The sequence below is a fragment of the Anaerotruncus massiliensis (ex Togo et al. 2026) genome, assembly GCF_900199635.1.
Taxonomy (GTDB): Bacteria; Bacillota; Clostridia; order Oscillospirales; family Ruminococcaceae; genus Anaerotruncus; species Anaerotruncus massiliensis.
Map to the genome: position 1 here is coordinate 1,140,497 of NZ_LT962687.1, position 16,727 is coordinate 1,157,223.

General features: G+C 64.3%; 18 protein-coding genes. 11 read left to right on the plus strand and 7 right to left on the minus strand.

The genetic code is table 11. The features are described from left to right. The first annotated feature begins 18 nt into the window (after window positions 1–18). Entirely contained in the window at window positions 19–720 is a 702-nt protein-coding gene (locus C1A13_RS05910) for a Crp/Fnr family transcriptional regulator (RefSeq protein ID WP_101550041.1), read from the plus strand. A 54-nt stretch (window positions 721–774) separates the two neighbouring features. On the opposite strand, the gene C1A13_RS05915 is transcribed toward C1A13_RS05910, so the two are convergent. Together C1A13_RS05915 and C1A13_RS05920 are read right to left on the minus strand one after the other, a co-directional pair. Then, entirely contained in the window at window positions 775–1,725 is a 951-nt protein-coding gene (locus C1A13_RS05915; protein WP_101550043.1) for a translation initiation factor eIF-2B, read from the minus strand. A 29-nt stretch (window positions 1,726–1,754) separates the two neighbouring features. Further along, complete coding sequence (locus C1A13_RS05920; RefSeq protein WP_101550045.1) at window positions 1,755–2,582, minus strand: hypothetical protein; 828 nt, start codon at window positions 2,580–2,582, stop codon at window positions 1,755–1,757. 357 nt (window positions 2,583–2,939) lie between these two features. On the opposite strand from C1A13_RS05920, the gene C1A13_RS05925 reads away from it, so the two are divergent. The 6 genes from C1A13_RS05925 (at window position 2,940) to C1A13_RS05950 (ending at window position 9,527) form a co-directional block, all read left to right on the plus strand. Then, entirely contained in the window at window positions 2,940–4,472 is a 1,533-nt protein-coding gene (locus C1A13_RS05925; RefSeq protein ID WP_101550047.1) for an ABC transporter ATP-binding protein, read from the plus strand. A gap of 16 nt (window positions 4,473–4,488) precedes the next feature. Continuing rightward, window positions 4,489–5,529, plus strand: coding sequence for an ABC transporter permease (locus tag C1A13_RS05930; RefSeq protein WP_172439186.1), 1,041 nt, complete (start codon window positions 4,489–4,491; stop codon window positions 5,527–5,529). Beyond that, on the plus strand, window positions 5,526–6,485 hold the full coding sequence (locus tag C1A13_RS05935) for an ABC transporter permease (protein WP_101550051.1): 960 nt from the start codon (window positions 5,526–5,528) through the stop codon (window positions 6,483–6,485). Before C1A13_RS05930 ends, C1A13_RS05935 begins: the two co-directional genes overlap by 4 nt. A gap of 23 nt (window positions 6,486–6,508) precedes the next feature. Then, window positions 6,509–7,588, plus strand: a complete 1,080-nt coding sequence (locus tag C1A13_RS05940; protein WP_158595622.1) for a BMP family ABC transporter substrate-binding protein — start codon at window positions 6,509–6,511, stop codon at window positions 7,586–7,588. Between the two features lie 188 nt (window positions 7,589–7,776). Next, complete coding sequence (locus C1A13_RS05945; protein WP_101550054.1) at window positions 7,777–8,511, plus strand: GntR family transcriptional regulator; 735 nt, start codon at window positions 7,777–7,779, stop codon at window positions 8,509–8,511. Between the two features lie 101 nt (window positions 8,512–8,612). Continuing rightward, window positions 8,613–9,527, plus strand: coding sequence for a pseudouridine-5'-phosphate glycosidase (locus C1A13_RS05950; protein WP_101550056.1), 915 nt, complete (start codon window positions 8,613–8,615; stop codon window positions 9,525–9,527). A 67-nt stretch (window positions 9,528–9,594) separates the two neighbouring features. Here the strand turns inward: C1A13_RS05950 and rpsR are convergent, their stop codons facing one another. From rpsR to rpsF, 3 genes are read right to left on the minus strand one after another with little or no spacing between them, the layout of a single operon-like run. After that, window positions 9,595–9,846, minus strand: coding sequence for a 30S ribosomal protein S18 (gene rpsR / locus C1A13_RS05955; protein WP_101550058.1), 252 nt, complete (start codon window positions 9,844–9,846; stop codon window positions 9,595–9,597). 50 nt (window positions 9,847–9,896) lie between these two features. Next, a complete protein-coding gene (locus tag C1A13_RS05960) occupies window positions 9,897–10,349 on the minus strand; it encodes a single-stranded DNA-binding protein (RefSeq protein ID WP_101550060.1) in 453 nt (150 codons plus the stop codon). A 21-nt stretch (window positions 10,350–10,370) separates the two neighbouring features. Continuing rightward, a complete protein-coding gene (gene rpsF, locus C1A13_RS05965) occupies window positions 10,371–10,748 on the minus strand; it encodes a 30S ribosomal protein S6 (protein WP_101550064.1) in 378 nt (125 codons plus the stop codon). Window positions 10,749–10,981: 233 nt separating this feature from the next. On the opposite strand from rpsF, the gene C1A13_RS05970 reads away from it, so the two are divergent. The 4 genes from C1A13_RS05970 to C1A13_RS05985 all read left to right on the plus strand — a co-directional run bounded on the left by C1A13_RS05970 (window position 10,982) and on the right by C1A13_RS05985 (window position 14,290). Beyond that, on the plus strand, window positions 10,982–12,517 hold the full coding sequence (locus C1A13_RS05970) for an NAD(P)H-hydrate dehydratase (RefSeq protein WP_101550066.1): 1,536 nt from the start codon (window positions 10,982–10,984) through the stop codon (window positions 12,515–12,517). Between the two features lie 17 nt (window positions 12,518–12,534). Further along, window positions 12,535–13,074, plus strand: coding sequence for a hypothetical protein (locus C1A13_RS05975; protein WP_101550067.1), 540 nt, complete (start codon window positions 12,535–12,537; stop codon window positions 13,072–13,074). A 218-nt stretch (window positions 13,075–13,292) separates the two neighbouring features. Continuing rightward, window positions 13,293–13,664, plus strand: coding sequence for a type II toxin-antitoxin system PemK/MazF family toxin (locus tag C1A13_RS05980; protein ID WP_101553195.1), 372 nt, complete (start codon window positions 13,293–13,295; stop codon window positions 13,662–13,664). 149 nt (window positions 13,665–13,813) lie between these two features. After that, window positions 13,814–14,290, plus strand: a complete 477-nt coding sequence (locus C1A13_RS05985; protein WP_101550069.1) for an acyl-CoA thioesterase — start codon at window positions 13,814–13,816, stop codon at window positions 14,288–14,290. A 56-nt stretch (window positions 14,291–14,346) separates the two neighbouring features. Here the strand turns inward: C1A13_RS05985 and C1A13_RS05990 are convergent, their stop codons facing one another. Then, entirely contained in the window at window positions 14,347–15,636 is a 1,290-nt protein-coding gene (locus C1A13_RS05990; RefSeq protein ID WP_101550071.1) for a hypothetical protein, read from the minus strand. A 138-nt stretch (window positions 15,637–15,774) separates the two neighbouring features. After that, window positions 15,775–16,713, minus strand: coding sequence for a uridine kinase family protein (locus C1A13_RS05995; protein ID WP_172439188.1), 939 nt, complete (start codon window positions 16,711–16,713; stop codon window positions 15,775–15,777). Window positions 16,714–16,727: the final 14 nt, after the last annotated feature.

The following is a 16,727-nucleotide window of genomic DNA, read 5'->3' on the forward strand; positions in this document are numbered from 1 at the left end:
CGGAAAGGGGGATATCCAATGGAATTCGCGGAGGGCCTCACGGAGCTCATGGATGCCGCCGCACGCGGGGAAGCGGGCCCCGAGCTGCTGTCCCGCTGCTGCGGGCCGGGACTGCGCGCGCGCAGGGTCAAAAGAGGGGAGCGGATCCTCCACGCGGGGTTCCCCATCCGCTCCGTCCGGATCATGCTGTCGGGGCGGTGCCACGTCCTCACGATCTCCCGCGACGGCCGCAGCTTCATTGCCTACGTCAACGAGGGCTTTCAGATTTACGGCCTCACCGAGCTGCTCTGCGGCGGAGAGGCCTTCAGCGCGTCGATCACCGCGGAGGAGGACTGCCTCTTTGCCGAGGCGGACGCGCGGCGCTTCTGCGCGCTGCTTGAAAATAGCGGCGGTTTTTCCGGCGTGGTGCTGCGCTACCTCGCGTCCCTTGTGGAGCGGGCGATGCAGACCAGCGTCCGCCGCCGGTTCGCGGGCGGATACGAGGCGGTGCTCCTCTACCTCCACGAGCGGGTCCGGCAGGAGACGCCGCCGGTATCCGTCCGGATCAACCGGCGCGTCCTCTCCGAGCTGCTGGGGTTGAACCTGCGCACCCTCTACCGCTATTTCGACCGGCTGGAGGCGGAGGGCTACGCCGTACGGGAGCACGGCAGGCTGGCGCTGGACGGGCGTGCGCTCGGGAAGCTGGAAGCGGCGGCCCGGGAGATTTATGAACGCATGTGACGGAAAAGCGCGGCCCCGGAACCGGGGCCGCGCTTTTGTATGGGAGAATGGGGATCAGCCGAGAAGCTGGGCTTCGAGGCGGTCCCAGTTGAGGGAGATCATCGAGGGAGCGATCACGCCGCGCTCGGTGATGAGCCCGGTGATCTGGTGCGAGGGGGTCAGGTCGAAGAACTGGTTGATGACCTCGATCCCTTCCATGCTGTCGAAATCGCCGGGGGAGACGATCTCCGCGGGGGTGCGGCGCTCGAGCACGATCGGGTGCCCCTGCGCGGTGCGGCGGTCGAGCTTATAGATTTCGCTGGCGATGTAGACCGGCTTCTTGCAGGAGAGCGCGAGCTGGGAGATCAGCGCGGTGCCCATCTTGTTGGCGACCGAACCGTCCCATGCGATGGTGTCCGCCCCCATGATGATGAGGTCGCAGGCGGGCATGAACTCCCAGATGGAGGCGTCGGTGACATAGGTGACGGGGACATGCAGCTCCTGGAGGATCTTTGCCGCGACACGGGATTCACGCAGGGGCCGGGACTCGGTGCAGATCAGGCTGAACCGTTTCCCCTGCTTGGCGGCCGCGGTAAAGACGCTCATCAGGGCGCTCGAATAGCTGTGCATCATGACCGTGCAGCCGTCCTGGATCAGGTTGGCCCCGTTCTCCCCGAGGTGGTCGACGGCGCTGAGGGAATATTGAATGATCCGCTGGCAGAGCGCCGCGATCTCGCCGGTGATGGTGGAAATCTCCGTGCCGGCGGGGAAGGAGTCGAGCTTTTTATAGACGAGGGACTTGGAGTTATAGATGGTGGCCATCGTGGGCTTGAGGCTGAGCAGCTCGCTCGAAATATAGTCGAACCGTTCCCTGAGCGCGGCCACGTCCGCGAATTCCTCCTGGGTGCAGGCGAGGCGGTAGGCCCACGCGGCGGCGCGCCCGAACGGGCTGCCGCCCTTGACGTTCATATTGCGCACCTCGTCGATGACGTGCTGTGCCGATTGGAATTGGATGTCCTGTAACATGGTGATCGCTCCTTTATTAATATGGTATCTTATTGAATCCGGCCGATGAAAAAGCAGGGGATGTCCAGTTCCGCGGCGAGCGCCGCGCCCGATTCCTCCGGCAGGCTGACCAGCACGGCGGTGCAGGAGCCGGCGGAGGTCTTAAGGTCGACGGGAGGCTGCTCGACGGGCAGGAACCGCCGGCCGACACATTCCGCGAGCTGGCCCGCCTCATACAGGACGCCCTTCGAGCCGACAGGGAGGATCTCGTGGACGAAATCCAGCTCCCGCAGCTTCGCCACGGTGGAGATTTTGGCGACGGTGCCGTCGCGTTCGCTGTAATGCTCGATGATCCCGCTCTGCGGGACGCCGGCGCAGTAGACCGCGTCGCCCGAACGGGTGCGGCCGAGCCGGAGGGCGGCGTCGCTCACGAGCCCGACGACGGTGACGCCGATGCCCGTCTGGAGGGTGCGCATGTTGTCCTCGGTGCTGCCGGTGAACTGGATGCTGTCCAGCAGCCCGCAGCGGTCCAGCTCCTCCTGCATGGCGGAGATGATTTTCCGTCCGCTCGGCTCCATCTCCACGCAGAGATTGTCCGCAATGACGATGGGGGTGGCGCCGGTGGCGAGCACCTCCATGGTGGGGACCTTCAGCGCGCTGACCGCGGTCTCGTCATAGGTGTTGCGGTGGGTGTCGTTCGGCTTTTCCCCGTTGGAGGCGTTGGAATCGCAGGCGACGACAAGGCTCACTTCCCCCAGCAGCCGGAGGATGGAGAGGTCCCGGTATTTGCGGATCCGGGAGGAAAAGCTGTGCCTGCGGGTCATCTCCAATAGCTCTTCATATTCATTCCAGATGGTCTCGGGCGTGAAAGCATCCATAAGGAATCCCTCTTTTCCAGACTTGATGGATTCACTATAACACAAGATGATATAGTTGTATAGATGTTTTTACAATTTTTACGATTTGCACAGATTTCACCCGGAAATTTCTCCATGGGGGCTGGGCGTTTTGCATAAAGCGCCGCAATCCAGCATGAAATGCGAGAAAACGCGGGCATTTGATGGGGGAAAGAGGCTCATTCTGCATAATAAAATTGAAAATTGAAAAAGAAAACTATTGACAATTACGGAGAGCGCATGCTACCCTTATGCCATAAACATATAGACAACTAAATCTATAAAACACTAAATCTTTCCACTGAACAACCAGGCGGTTGCACCGAAGGAGGTTATCGGATGGCTCCTGTCGTAAGGATGGAATCCATTACAAAACGCTTTGGGGCGCTCGTGGCGAACGACCGGATCGACTTTTCGCTGGAGGCCGGCGAGACGCACGCCCTCGTCGGGGAAAACGGCGCGGGCAAGACGACGCTGATGCGGATCCTTTACGGACAGTACGCGCCGGACGCGGGCAAGATCCTGATCAACGGGGAACCCTGTTCCTACCACGTCTCGGGCGCGCTTAAGCACGGGATCGGCATGGTGCACCAGAACTTCATGCAGATCGACCATATGAGCATCACCGAGAACATCATCCTCGGCCACGCGCCCACCCGGGCGGACTTCATCGATTACCGGGCGGCCAAGGAGAAGATCCGCGGGCTGCTCGCGCGCTTCGGCATGCAGAAGATCTCCCCCGACACGCCGATCGGGAACCTCTGCGTGGGGGAGCGCCAGAAGATCGAGATCATCAAGGCGCTCTATCTGGGCGCGCGGGTGCTCATCCTCGACGAGCCGACGGCGGTGCTGACGCCGCAGGAGTCGGACGAGCTCTTCAGCGTCATCGACGAGCTCAAAAAGGACGGCACCTCCATCGTTTTCATCTCCCACAAGCTGCGGGAGGTCATCCGGGTGGCGGACCGTATCACCGTCATGCGCAAGGGGCGGGTCGTGGCGCATTTCAAGCGCGGGGAGGCCTCCGAGACCGACGTGGCGCGCGCGATGATCGGCAAGCAGGACGTCCAGCTGATCCAGAACAGCGAGCGGGGCGAGGTGGGCGAGCCGGTCTGCGTCTGCAAGAACCTCTGGTATATCGACGGAAACGGCATCCCGCGCATCCGGGACCTCACCTTTGCGGTGCGCCGCGGGGAAATCCTCGGCGTGGGCGGCGTGGAAGGGAACGGGCAGACGGAACTCATCAACCTGCTGATCGGGATGTTCCGCCTCTCGGGCGGCAGCATCCTGCTGGATGGCGAGGACGTCACCCGCCTGCCGATCCGCCAGCGGCGGGCCAAGGGGGTCGGCTATATCTCGGAGGACCGGATGACGACGGGGCTGGCGCTGCAGGCGAACGCGGACGAGAATCTCATCTGCGGGGTCGCGGGACAGCCGCCCTTCAGCAGGCGCGGGATTCTGCGCGGCAGGGCGATCGCGGAAAACACGGCGGAGATGGTCCGCAAGTTCGACATCCGCGGCCTCACGCAGGACAAGCCCGTCCGGTCTCTCTCGGGCGGCAATATGCAGAAGATCGTACTGGCGCGGGAGATCAGCCGGAACCCCAAGCTGCTGATCGCGGCGCAGCCGACCCGCGGGCTCGACATCGGCGCGATCAACTTCGTGCGGGAGCACCTGCTCGAACAGAAGCGGCGCGGGACGGCGATCCTGCTCGTCTCCGCCGACCTCGAGGAGCTGATGAGCCTGAGCGACCGCATGATTATCCTCTACGAGGGGCGCTGCTCGGGCGAGGTGACCGACATCCCCTCGGCGACCGAGGCGGAGATCGGGCTGATGATGGGCGGTATTACAAGCTCGGAAAGGGAGGCAAACTGAGATGGGAGAGAATGTCATGGAACGGAAGCTCCCGGAGGTTTCCTTGAAGAAGCTGCTGGGCGGCCTGTCCCCGGTGGTTGCGGTGCTGATCGCGTTCGCAGTCGCGGGGCTGGTCGTGCTGGCTTCGGGCGGCAACCCGCTCGAGGCGTACCGGGCGCTGGCCAAGGGCGCGCTGGGAAGCTGGGTCGGCGTCAAGAACACCATCCGTTACACCCTGCCGATCATCCTGCTGGCCTTTTCCTTTTCGATCTGCAACCGCTGCGGCTATTTCAACATCGGCCAGGAGGGCCAGATGTATTTCGCGGCGCTGGGCATCGCCTTCGTGCCGCAGGTCATCCCCAACGCGCCGCTCTGGGTGCAGGCCGTCGTCATGGTGGCGGCCGGGGCGCTCTTCGGAGGACTCATCTCGCTGCTGCCGGCGGTGTTCAAATTTCTGTTCGGGGTCAACGAGGTGGTCATCGCCATCCTGATGAACTATATCATCCTGCTGCTGACCGACTATCTGCTCAACAACGGGCCGATCGCGAAGGCGGACACCACCGTGCCGATGTCGGTGAACCTCGCGCCCTCCCTCAACACGACCCTGATCCTGATCGCGGTCGTCGCCATCATCATCGCCTACGCGCTCTGCATCCGGGGGACCGTCCCGGGCTATGAGCTGCGGATGATCGGGCACAATCCGAAGTTCGCCAAGGCGTGCGGCGTCAAAACGATCCGGATCGTCCTGGTCGTCGCGCTGCTGGGCGGCGTCTTTTCGGGGCTGACCGCCGCGGGCGAGGTCATGGGCGTCTACCACAAGGTCTACAACAATTTTGCGGTGGACATGGGCTTCAACGGCATGACCGCCGCGCTCATCGGCAAGGATTCGACGCTCGGCATCATCTTCGGCTCGCTCATCCTCGGCGCCCTGCAGAGCGGCGCGGTGACGCTGTCGGTCGAGACGAGCGTCCAGGCGGAGATGGTCCAGGTGGTCAAGGGCTTCGTCATGCTCTTCGCCACCATCAACATCCTGCGGTACCTGCTCCAGAGCAGGCGGAAGGAGGGGAAGACGGCATGATCAATGTGGAACAGCTGTTGAACCTGTCGGTCCGGCTGGCTGCGCCGGTCATCCTCATCTGTCTGGGCGGCCTCTTCTCCATCAAGGTGGATATCTTCAACCTCGCGCTCGAGGGCTTCACCCTCTTTGGGTGCTTCGCCGCCGTGGTCGGGACCTATATGACGCAGAGCGTTATGGGCGGCATCCTCTTCGCCGTCCTGCTGACGCTGCTTGTCGCGCTGGTCTACGCGCTCTTCGTCTTTGAATTGGATGTCGACCCGATCATCTGCGCGCTGGCGTGTACGACGATCGCCACCGGCCTGACGCGGTACCTGCTCGTCCCGATCTTCGGCGCGAGCGGGCGGTTCATCCTGCCGTCCGAGCTCGCGCTGCCGACCATCCACTTTGCCTTCCTCGAAAAAATCCCGCTGATCGGGCCGGTCCTGAACGACCACTCGGTCCTCGTCTATCTGGCGCTCCTCCTGCCGTTCGCGGTCCACGTCTTCCTCTACCGGACGAACATGGGCCTGTCGGTGCGCGCGATCGGGAAAAACGCCGACGCGGCCCTCTCGGCGGGCATCGGCATCAAGCGCATCCGCTATTTCGCGCTCGCTCTAAACGGCGTCTTCTGCGGGCTGGCGGGCGCGCAGCTCGCGCTTTCCCTCAACATGTTCAACGTCGGGATGACCGACGGGCGCGGCTTTACGGCGATCGCGGTGCTTGTGCTCACAGGGGCGGAGCCGGTGCTTTCGCTGCTGGCCTGCCTGATGTTCGGATTCTCCGACGCGCTGGTGCTGACCCTTTCGGGCAGGGGCTATCCGGTGCAGATCCTCTCGATGCTGCCCTATGTGCTCGCGCTGATCGTGGTCATCGCGCCGCTGCTCATCAAGAGCCTTGTCAAATGGCTGCGGAAGCGCTCCGCGGAAAAGAAGCTGATTGTTATGGGGTCCGACGTTACCGCCGGAGACCGTCAATAAATCAATTCAAAGGAGAACGGAAAATGAAAAAGTCTGTAAAGATCCTTGCTCTCGCAATGGCGCTGGTTCTTGTCGCGGCGGCGTTTACCGCCTGCGGCGGCCAAAAGGCGCCGGAGACCTCCGCCCCGGCCGCTCCCGCGGAAGACGCTTCCGCCCCCGCGCCCGGCGATGGGGACGCCGCGGAAAAGAGCTACAAGGTGGCGCTCGTCTCCGACATGGCCGTCGACGAGGCGGAATGGCTTCAGAACCTGGTTGCCGGCCTCGGCGACTACCAGACCGAGCATCCGAACATCGAGGTGAAGGTGGTCGAAGCCACCCAGTCGAGCGAATACGAGCCCAAGACCCGCGCGCTGGCGCAGGCGGGCTACAACATCATCATCACCACCAACTCCAGCATGGCCGACGCGACGACCGCCGTGGCCGCGGATTTCCCGGACATCCTCTTCGGCAGCCTGGACGGCGTGATCTCGGACATCGCGGACTATCCCAACCTGCAGGAATTCGGCCTGAACCGCACCGAGACCGGATACCTTGCCGGCGTGGCGGCCGCCTGCGCGACCAAGGCGAATAAGGTCGGCATCGTGGCGGGCGCGGACGAGCCGGTCATCAACGCGATCGTCGCCGGCTGGCAGCAGGGCATGCGCAGCGTCAACCCCGACATCGAGGACATGGTCGCCTATGCGAACACCTGGACCGACCCGACCAAGGGCAAGGAGCTCGGCCTCATGCTCGTCAACGAGGGCTGCGACGTGATCGCGGCCGCGGCGGGCGGCACCGGCGTCGGCGGCGCGCAGGCCGCGGCGGAAAAGGGCGTCTACTTTGTCGCGTGGGACGTGCACTATCAGGACGTGCTGGGAGACCTGGAGCTGGGCAGCGCGGTCAACTTCTTTGACAAGATGGTCATCCAGTTCATCGAGGACGCGATCTCCGGCAATTTCCAGGGCGGCAAGCGCGTCGATTACGGCATCTCCGAAGGCGTCTGCACCTTTGAATATCTGGACAACTCCCCCCTGAGCGACGAGGCGAAGGAGAAGATCAAGGCGGCCTACGACGATATCATCGCGGGCAAAATCGACATCTCCACCGAGCCGCTGCACAAGTAAGCGGAAGAGAGAAGCGCGAACCCTCCGGGGGATTCCCCGGAGGGTTTCGCGGAAAACCGGCGGCGCGCGGCGGCCGCCGAATTGGTTGACACAACCAATTGGAATGTGTATTATGAAAACAGGAAGAGACATACATACAGACGTTTGATTAAATGGAGCTCGCATGACTCCGGAATTCGGGTGAAGAGATGAGTGCGCTGAAGAGGGTCGCCGGGGTTTCCCTGTACCACCAGATCATGGAAGACCTTCGCGAAGAGATCCAGGGAATGGCCTATGGGGAACAGATTGAAACGGAGCAGCAGCTCGCGGAAAAGTACGCCGTGAGCCGGGGCACCGTCCGTCAGGCGATCACCGCGCTGGTGAGCGAGGGCCTGCTGACCAAGATCCAGGGGAAGGGGACCTTCAAGAGCGGCGTCGCGCTCGACCGCTCGACCGCGGTCGTCAAGAGCTTCACGGACCAGCTGCTGGCTTCGGGGCTCGTGCCGGGAATCCGCGACGTGAACCTCGAATCCGATTTTGCGGACGAGCGGACGGCGAAACATTTGGGGCTCGCGCCCGGCACGCCGATCTGGCGGCTCTCCCGCGTGAGGCTGGCGGACGGGGTGCCGATCTCCTACTGTACGGCGTACATCAACCCGGCCTACGCGACGGGCCTCTGCGCGGGCGACCTTGAGATGTCGCTGATCGCGATGTTTACCGAAAAGCTCGGCGTCCCGCTCCAGCATGGGGAGAGCTTTGTGACTGCGACGCTGGCCAGCGAGGAGCTGGCGCAGCGGCTGGGCGTCAGCACCTCCACCCCCATCCTGCGCCTGGAGCATGTCGGCTTCCTGGCGTCGGGGGACCCGGTGTTTTTCGACGTCACCGACTCGATCGGCGAGCGGTACGTCATGCAGATCGAACAGGGCTCCTACGGCAGGGGCTGAGGGATCCCGGTCGACCCGGGGTCCCGGAAAAATCGAAATAATGATCTAGATGTCTATATGATATTGGCCAAGATAAAATGAATCGTGGAGGTATGACTGCAATGAACCTGGAAAGATATTTGGATATCACGCCCGAAATCGCGCGGGCCGTAAGCGAAAACCGTCCGGTGGTGGCGCTCGAATCCACCATCCTCAGCCACGGCATGCCCTATCCGCAGAATCTGGAATTCGCGCACAAGGTGGAGGAGATCATCCGCGCCGAGGGCGCGGTCCCCGCCACCACGGCGATCCTCGGCGGAAAGCTCAAGGTGGGGCTGACGGCGGACGAGCTCGAGCGGATGTGCAAGCCGGGCGACATCGGCAAGGTGAGCCGCCGGGATGTGGCGGTCTATCTGGCGCAGAAGCGGGACGGCGCGACGACGGTCGCCACGACGATGCTGATCGCCTCGCTGGCGGGGATCCGCATCTTCGCGACCGGGGGGATCGGCGGCGTGCACCGCGGCGCGCAGGAGACCTTCGACATCTCGGCGGACCTCCAGGAGCTCGCGAACACGCCGGTCGGCGTGGTCTGCGCGGGGGCGAAGAGCCTGCTCGACCTCGGCCTCACGCTGGAATACCTCGAGACGTACGGCGTGCCGGTGCTGGGGGTGCGCACGGAGGATTTCCCGGCCTTTTACTGCCGCAGCAGCGGCCTGAAGGTGGATTACCGGATCGACACCGAGGCGGAGATCGCCGGCATCCTCCGCACCAAATGGGAGCTGGGGCTCAAGGGGGGCGCGGTCATCGCGAACCCGATCCCGGAGGAGTACGCGCTCGACTACGACGAGATGGAGCGGGTGATCACCAAAGCGCTCGACATGGCGAAGGAGCAGGGCGTCCATGGAAAGGCGACGACCCCCTTCCTGCTGGCTGCGATCAAGGACATGACCCACGGCGTGTCGCTGGCGAGCAACCTGGAGCTCGCCTACAACAACGCGCGCGTGGCGGCGCGGATCGCCGTCGCGTACTGCAAATAACAGGCGGCAAAAAACGGCCGGCCGGCAAATGCCGGTCGGCCGTTTTGATGCGTTGTTTTGTCAGCGATCAGTCGCTGGTGTAGGGGAGCAGCGCGATATGACGGGCGCGTTTGATCGCGAGGGTCAGCTGGCGCTGGTGACGCGCGCAGGTGCCGGTGACACGGCGGGGAACGATCTTCGCGCGCTCGCTGAGATACCTTCTCAGGCGGGGGACGTCCTTATAATCGATCGGGCCGAGCTTGTCGACGCAGAAGGAGCAGACCTTTTTACGGCCTTTTCTGCCGCGCGGGCCACGGTTATCGGATCTGTCGTAAGCCATGATTCTAACCTCCTTGTAATGATATGGGGTTCACAGGTGGAAGAATGCGGTCAGAAGGGAAGGTCGTCGGAATCGGACGACATCTCGGAGAAGTCGCCCACATCGCCGCTCGCATAGGAGACGGCGGGCTCCGGCGGGGCCTGGGTGGGAGCGGGAGCGGTATAGCCCTGCTGGGAACCGCCGGCGCTCTTGCTCTCGCCGAACTGGACGTTGTCCGCGACCACTTCGACGGCACGGCGCTTGTTGCCGTTGCGGTCCTCATAGCTGCGGGTCTGGATCGAGCCTTCGACAATGATCATCTTGCCCTTGCTGAAGTACTTCGACACGAATTCGGCGGTCTGGCGCCAGGCCACGACGTCAATGAAGTCGGTCTGGCGTTCCCGGTCCCGGGAGTAGTTCCTGTCGACCGCGACGGTGAAGGTGATGACCGACACACCGTTCGGGGTCTGGCGCAGTTCCGGGTCGGCCACGAGGCGGCCCATGATAATCGCCCTGTTTAACATCGCGGTACACCTTCCTTACGCTTACTGCTCGGCGGGAGCAGCGGGTTCCTCGGCCGCGGGAGCGGCGGGGGCTTCTTCCTCCTTGGGCTCCTCCTTCGCCTCTTCCTCGTCTTTCGCGACGATCAGCGAACGCAGGACGCCGTCAGTGATCTTGTAGATACGGTCGAGCTCGGCGGGGAAATCGGGCTTCGAGGTGAAGTTGATCACCACGTAGTAACCGACGGTCTCATCGTTGATCGGATACGCCAGGGCGCGCTGTCCCCAAGTGTCGACCTTGGTGATGGTACCGTTCTCGCCGATGAGGGAAGAGAACTTCTCCACGAGCGCGTTGACGCTCTCCTCGCCGTTCTTCATGCTGAATACCATTACAGTTTCGTAGTTGGCTGTGAGCTGTGCCATTTGAACACCTCCTTTTGGACTTTAGGCCCTCTCTCGATGGAAAGGGCAAGGATGTTTGCAGCGCGGAAGGAATTCCGCGGCTAACCAGTAAATTATAGCAGGATTGCAGGAATTCGTCAAGGCCCGGACACTCCTTTTTTGTACAAGCTTTCGCTGTTTTCCGCCCATGAAACTGTGCTATACTATGGAGAGGAAACGGCCGGGACACACAAAAGCGACAGGGGGCTGACGACATGAGGATTCTGACATCCGAACAGATGAAGACGGTGGAACGCAATTCCCTCAACTATTCGATGAGCTGCGAGCGCCTGATGGAGAACGCGGGCAGCGCCGCGGCCGCGGCGATCCGCCGGGCGGCGGACGTGGAGGGGCGGTACGTCACGATCTTCTGCGGGCGGGGCAACAACGGGGGCGACGGGTTCGTCGCCGCGCGCCGTCTCAGCGAGGCGGGCGCGAACGTGGCGGTCGTGCTGACCGACGGGGACCCCAAGACGCCCGAGGCCGCCGAGATGCTCCGGCGGATCGGCGTGATGGACATCGCGGTCGTCGGCTACGGGGACGACCCCGAATACCTGACCGAGCGGCTCGCCTCGACCGACCTGCTGGTCGACGCGATCTACGGCACCGGCTTCCACGGCGAGCTCGACGGGCGCCACCGGGACGTCTGCCGCCTGATCAACGGCGTGGGCGTGCGGGTCTTCGCGCTCGACATCCCCAGCGGGGTAAACGCCGACACGGGGGAGGCGGACCCCTGCGCGGTGCGCGCGGGCATGACGGTCGTCTTCGACAGCGACAAGCCCGCCACCGCGATGCCCGCCGCCGCGGAGTACTGCGGCGAGGTGGTCGTCGCGGACATCGGCATCCCGCCCGAGGCGCACGAGGGGGTGGAGCCCCTCTTTACCCTCGTCGACCGCGGCTGGGTCTTCGACCGGCTGCCCCGCCGCCGCCGCGACACCCACAAAGGGGATTACGGCAAGCTCTTAAACGTCGCGGGCTCCCAGCGGTACATGGGGGCGGCGGTGCTCTCGACGCTCGCCGCGATGCGTTCCGGCGCGGGCTACGTGACGCTCGCCTCCACCAAGGAGGTCTGCCGCACCGTGCTGCCCATGCTGCCCGAGGCGGTGCTGCTGCCGCTCGCGCAGAACCCCGACGGCTCCCTCTCCTACAAGGCGATGGACGCGCTGCTCGAGGCGGCGGAACGCAGCACGGCAGTGCTGGTCGGAAACGGCCTGGGGACCGGGCCGGACGCCTGCCGCATCGTCTACGAGCTCGTGCGGCGGGTCTCCCGCCCGCTCGTCATCGACGCGGATGGTATAAATGCGCTCGCGCGGAATATAGATATATTGAAGGACAAAAAGGCGGAGGTCATTCTCACGCCCCACCTGATGGAGCTCTCCCGGCTGACGACACTGCCCCTCGAGCAGCTGAAACCCGACCCGCTGACCGCCGGGAAGGCGTTCGCGCAGGAGTACGGGGTCACGGTGGTGCTCAAGGGCGCCCACACGCTGACCGCCGCGCCCGGGGAGCGGGTGTGGATCAACACGACGGGCAACGCCGGGCTCGCCAAGGCGGGCAGCGGCGACGTGCTCGCGGGACTCGTGGGCGCGCTCGCCGCGCAGGGCAGGAGCCCGGAGGAGGCCGCCGCCTGCGGCGTCTGGCTGCACGGCATGGCGGGCGACTACGCCGCCGGGGAGTTTTCCCAATATGCGATGCTCGCCCGCGATGTGATCGACGCGCTTCCGCGCGTGTTCGCGGATAACGACCGGTAGATAAAGGAGGAGTCCCGATGATGAAACGGGTGTTCGGCATCCTGCTGGCGGCGGCGCTGCTGCTGGGTGCGGCGGGCTGCGGCGCGAAGGCGCGGGAGGAGTCGGCGGCGGAGCAGATGCGCCAGAACCTCAGCCAGTCGTTCCAGACCACGGCAAAGGTCCGCTACGGCGGGCTGGAGACGGAGATGACGATCTACAAAAAGCCGATGAACTGCGCGGTCGTGACCTTCCAGTCGCCCGAGAGCATCCGGGACATCAAGATGACCTTCTTTACCGACAAGGTGACCGTCCAGTACGGGGACCTCAGCTTCGACTTCACGCCCGACAGCGTGCCGGGCAAGGCCGCCTCAAAGATGATCCTGTCGGCCCTCAACGCCGCGCTCAACGACCAGGGGGTCCGGTTCGAGGAGCAGGACGGAAAGCTCGTCGTGACCGGGAAGATCGAGGAGGGGGACTTCTCGCTCGTGGTCGACGGGGAAAACGGAAATATCCTGAAACTGTCGATTCCGCAGAACGACTTCGAGGTGGAGATCCTGAATTTCAAGATTCTTGAATGAACCCGGAGGTTTCAAACGGCCCGCACCGTAAGGTGCGGGCCGTTTTTGCTGTCAAAAAGACGCGCCCGGAAATAGAATGGTAGAGGCGCGGGAACATTTTTCCCCCGCGCTGTTTAAACCATGCCCTGGAGGTTCAAAATATCGGTGCAGGATAACGCGTTAAAAATGCGAATACGGGCGGCGTGCTCGCCCGCCCATAACCACGGAGAGTGATGGACGTGACCGTAAAAAGGGGAGAGATCTACTACGCCGATCTCAGCCCGGTAGTAGGCTCGGAACAGGGCGGTGTGCGGCCGGTGCTGATCGTTCAAAACGACGTCGGAAACCGCTACAGCCCCACGGTGATCGCCGCCGCGATCACCAGCCAGAAGGAAAAATCCAAGCTGCCCACCCACATCGAAATCCATTCGGACGGGTGCGGCCTGTCGAAGGACTCGGTGGTGCTGCTCGAGCAGATTCGCACCATCGACAAAAAACGCCTCAAGGAGAAGATGGGCCGCCTCGACGACGGCTCGATGGGACAGATCAACCATGCCCTTTCGATCAGCTTCGGATTGGGCGACACGGGCAGCCAGTTCACGCCTACATAAACGCGTGGGCGAGCTGTCTTTATAAAGCGCCGGCGGTTTTTCCCCGGCCATATAACGCCCCGCCGGGGTCTCCCCGGCGGGGCGTCCGCTTGCGGGGACGCGCGGAACCTGATAAGATGGGGATACGAAATGAACGGAGGCGTCAGTTTATGGAAAACCTTGAGCACCGGGTCGCGGAATCCCGCACCGAGCAGATACAGATCGTCATGCCGGGCTATACCAATGGCAACGGCCGTCTCTTCGGCGGCAAGCTGGTGGCGTGGATGGACGTGGTGGCGGCGGTGACGGCGCGCAGGCACGCCCACCGGGACGTGACGACCGTCTCGATCGACAACCTCCAGTTCAAAAAGGCCGCCTACGCCAACGACACCGTCCTGCTGATCGGGCAGATCACCCACGTGGGGGTCACGTCGATGGAGGTGCGGGTGGAGGCGTTCGTCGAACGGCTGGACGGGAGCAAGGAGCTTGTGAACCGCGCCTATTTCACCCTCGTCGCGCTTGATTCGCACGAGCGCCCCACCCCGGTGCCCCGCCTCCTCCCCGAGACGGACGAGGAGCGCGCCGAGTGGGAGGCGGGCGCGCGCCGTACCGAGCTGAGGCTCCAGCGCCGCATCGAACAGTTTTAAAGAGCGCCGCGCGCAAAAAGCAGGGCGTCCGCCATCCGGCGGACGCCCTGCTTCCATCAGTAGGCGATCTCGCATTTGAGCATCCCGTAGCCGTCCGGAAAGATGCGCAGGATCTTCCCGTAACAGGCCGCGCCGGTCGGCAGCTCGGGACAGAGGATCGCGGACGGCCCCGCCCCGAGGTTCCCCACGTCGATGGGCGGCCCGTCCTCCACGACGGCGCTGACCTGCATATAGTCGCTGAAGCGCGCGTCGGGCAGGTGGCGGATGATGACCGCCTGCCCGGGGACGCAGACGGCGAGGCGTGCCTGCCGCCCGTGCAGAAAGCTCCCGGTGACGAAGGCGCGGCGGGCAAACTGCGGGCGGGCGCCGGCCGGCGGCATGCCGCCGAAAAAGGCGGCTTCCCCGCCGCCGGAAGGCCCCCATATCGAGGGGGAGGCGGCCTCCGTGAAGGCGGGCGCCTCCCATGCGTCCCACGGGGAGGACGCCGCGCGCACGGGGGCGGGCGGCGCCCATTCGTTCGGGGGATATGGGGGAAGCCTCCGGACGTCGAGCAGCCAGTCGAGCCGGGCGGCGGGGGTGGCGGAGGGCGCGGGCCCCTCCTCCGCGGCAAATACGGCCGGGGCCGGTCCCTCCGGAACTGTCCGCGCGGCGGGGGCGGGCTCTTTCTCCGTCCATGCGGCCGGGACGGGCCTCTCGCGGACGGGCGGCCCGGTTGGGGCGGCGCCCGGTATCCCGCGGGGAAACGCGGCGGTTTCCGGAAGGGGAAGCTCCTCCGGTTCCCCCGCGGGGAACATGTCGTCCCCGTCGGCGGAAAGCTCCCCGGCGGCGGGGGAGAAGAGGGCGCGCCGCCGCCAGAAATAGGCGAGGTTGCAGGCGCAGAGCACGGACACGGCGACGGCGGCCCAAAGGGGCGGCCGGGGGAAGAGCCCGCCGGGCGGCGCAAAGAAGCAGGCGGCCGCCAGCGTGAGGCAGGCCGCCGCATTGACGCAGAAGGAGAGGCGGTCATAAAAGCGCAGGAAGAGCAGGTCGGCCAGCGCGCAGCCGCCCGCCGCCATCCAGACGACGGCGCCGGGGAGGGGAGGCGCGCCCGAAAGGATCACGTATCCGAGCAGGAGCCCGCCCGCGATCCCCAGGAAGGGAAGCAGCATGTTGGCGTAGAATTTGAGCCAGACGACCCGCCGCAGGGAAGTGGCCGCGAGCCGCCGGTCGAGCGCGCGGGAAAGGGAAAGCGCCTGCGCGTAGGCGAGCGGGTCGTCGTAGCGCGGCCGCCGCAGGAAAAGCCGCAGGTAGATTCCGGCGCCCCACAAGATGCAGGCGGCGCCGAACAGGCCCATCAGCCCAAACATGAGATGCCCTCCCGGATGTCGAAATCTGTCGAAATTAAGCATAGCATATCCGCGCGGCTTTTTCAATCACCCGGGAGGAAACAAAAGGAACCGCCCGGCATAAGCCGGGCGGTTCCCGAAACGGTTTCAAATGGCCGGTCAGTCCCGCTTGATGAATTCCTGAATGAGGGAGGTCGCGGGCACCAGCGCCTGGTCGATGCCGAAGAAGTGCCGGGCGGAGTCGGTCAGCCGGCCGATCGTCTCGCGGTAGGGGGAGTCCGGGTCGGTCTGCCGCAGCATTTCGGCGAGGGTGTCGTGGTAGAGGAATGGCTCGTAATCGTGGGTGGAATTGATGTGCGCGTCCGCAAATTCGCGGAAGGGCCGGATATAGAGGTCCTCGCCGCGCAGCACATAGTCCCACATCCGCAGCGTCTCCTCCGCGCCGGTGCCCCGGTAGTAGAAATCGCGCAGCAGCCGCCGGGTGAGGCGCAGGTCGCGCGCGCCCAGCAGGATGCGCCCGCCGTCGTCCACGAAGTCGCTGTGCACGCTGATGTAGAGCTTGACGGTGCGGTGCGGGGCGAGCGTGTCGGTGAGCAGCGGGTTAAGGGCGTGGATGCCCTCGATGATGAGGTAGGTGTGCTCGTCGTAGGAGATTTCAAAGGTCTTCTCCGAGCGGCGTCCCGCCGTGAAATCGAAGATGGGGAACTGCGCGCGCCCCGTCTGCAGCAGGCGCTGCACCGTTTCGCGGAAGCAGTCGAGGTCGAGCCCCTCGACGCTCTCATAATTCTGGTAGCCGTCCTCCCAGCGGGGCAGCTGGTCGCTCGATTTATAGAAATTGTCCAGCGAGATGCGGTTGACCACCTTGCCGCGCTCGCGCAGCTCGTGCGCGATCTTTTTGGCGGTCGTGGTCTTGCCCGAGGCGGACGGCCCGGTGATCAGCAGGATGTGGATGTGCCGTTCGGTGACCCGGTCGCAGACGGCGGAAATCTTCTGGAAATACACGCCCTCCTCCCGGCTGACGAACACCTCCGGCCGCGCGGCCAGTTCCTCGGCGATCGGAGCGGTGTGGACCCGTTCCATTTCAGGATTGTATTTCATCAGGATTCCCCCCG

What these genes read in the sequence shown, in the direction of transcription:
- C1A13_RS05975 (WP_101550067.1), top strand. Translation starts at nt 12,535, where the DNA reads ATGATGAAACGGGTGTTCGGCATCCTGCTGGCGGCGGCGCTGCTGCTG.
- C1A13_RS05985 (WP_101550069.1), top strand. Translation starts at nt 13,814, where the DNA reads ATGGAAAACCTTGAGCACCGGGTCGCGGAATCCCGCACCGAGCAGATA.
- C1A13_RS05990 (WP_101550071.1), bottom strand. Translation starts at nt 15,636, where the DNA reads ATGTTTGGGCTGATGGGCCTGTTCGGCGCCGCCTGCATCTTGTGGGGC.
- C1A13_RS05945 (WP_101550054.1), top strand. Translation starts at nt 7,777, where the DNA reads ATGAGTGCGCTGAAGAGGGTCGCCGGGGTTTCCCTGTACCACCAGATC.
- C1A13_RS05925 (WP_101550047.1), top strand. Translation starts at nt 2,940, where the DNA reads ATGGCTCCTGTCGTAAGGATGGAATCCATTACAAAACGCTTTGGGGCG.
- C1A13_RS05920 (WP_101550045.1), bottom strand. Translation starts at nt 2,582, where the DNA reads ATGGATGCTTTCACGCCCGAGACCATCTGGAATGAATATGAAGAGCTA.
- C1A13_RS05940 (WP_158595622.1), top strand. Translation starts at nt 6,509, where the DNA reads ATGAAAAAGTCTGTAAAGATCCTTGCTCTCGCAATGGCGCTGGTTCTT.
- C1A13_RS05995 (WP_172439188.1), bottom strand. Translation starts at nt 16,713, where the DNA reads ATGAAATACAATCCTGAAATGGAACGGGTCCACACCGCTCCGATCGCC.
- rpsR (WP_101550058.1), bottom strand. Translation starts at nt 9,846, where the DNA reads ATGGCTTACGACAGATCCGATAACCGTGGCCCGCGCGGCAGAAAAGGC.
- C1A13_RS05930 (WP_172439186.1), top strand. Translation starts at nt 4,489, where the DNA reads ATGGAACGGAAGCTCCCGGAGGTTTCCTTGAAGAAGCTGCTGGGCGGC.
- C1A13_RS05915 (WP_101550043.1), bottom strand. Translation starts at nt 1,725, where the DNA reads ATGTTACAGGACATCCAATTCCAATCGGCACAGCACGTCATCGACGAG.
- C1A13_RS05950 (WP_101550056.1), top strand. Translation starts at nt 8,613, where the DNA reads ATGAACCTGGAAAGATATTTGGATATCACGCCCGAAATCGCGCGGGCC.
- C1A13_RS05970 (WP_101550066.1), top strand. Translation starts at nt 10,982, where the DNA reads ATGAGGATTCTGACATCCGAACAGATGAAGACGGTGGAACGCAATTCC.
- C1A13_RS05910 (WP_101550041.1), top strand. Translation starts at nt 19, where the DNA reads ATGGAATTCGCGGAGGGCCTCACGGAGCTCATGGATGCCGCCGCACGC.
- C1A13_RS05960 (WP_101550060.1), bottom strand. Translation starts at nt 10,349, where the DNA reads ATGTTAAACAGGGCGATTATCATGGGCCGCCTCGTGGCCGACCCGGAA.
- rpsF (WP_101550064.1), bottom strand. Translation starts at nt 10,748, where the DNA reads ATGGCACAGCTCACAGCCAACTACGAAACTGTAATGGTATTCAGCATG.
- C1A13_RS05935 (WP_101550051.1), top strand. Translation starts at nt 5,526, where the DNA reads ATGATCAATGTGGAACAGCTGTTGAACCTGTCGGTCCGGCTGGCTGCG.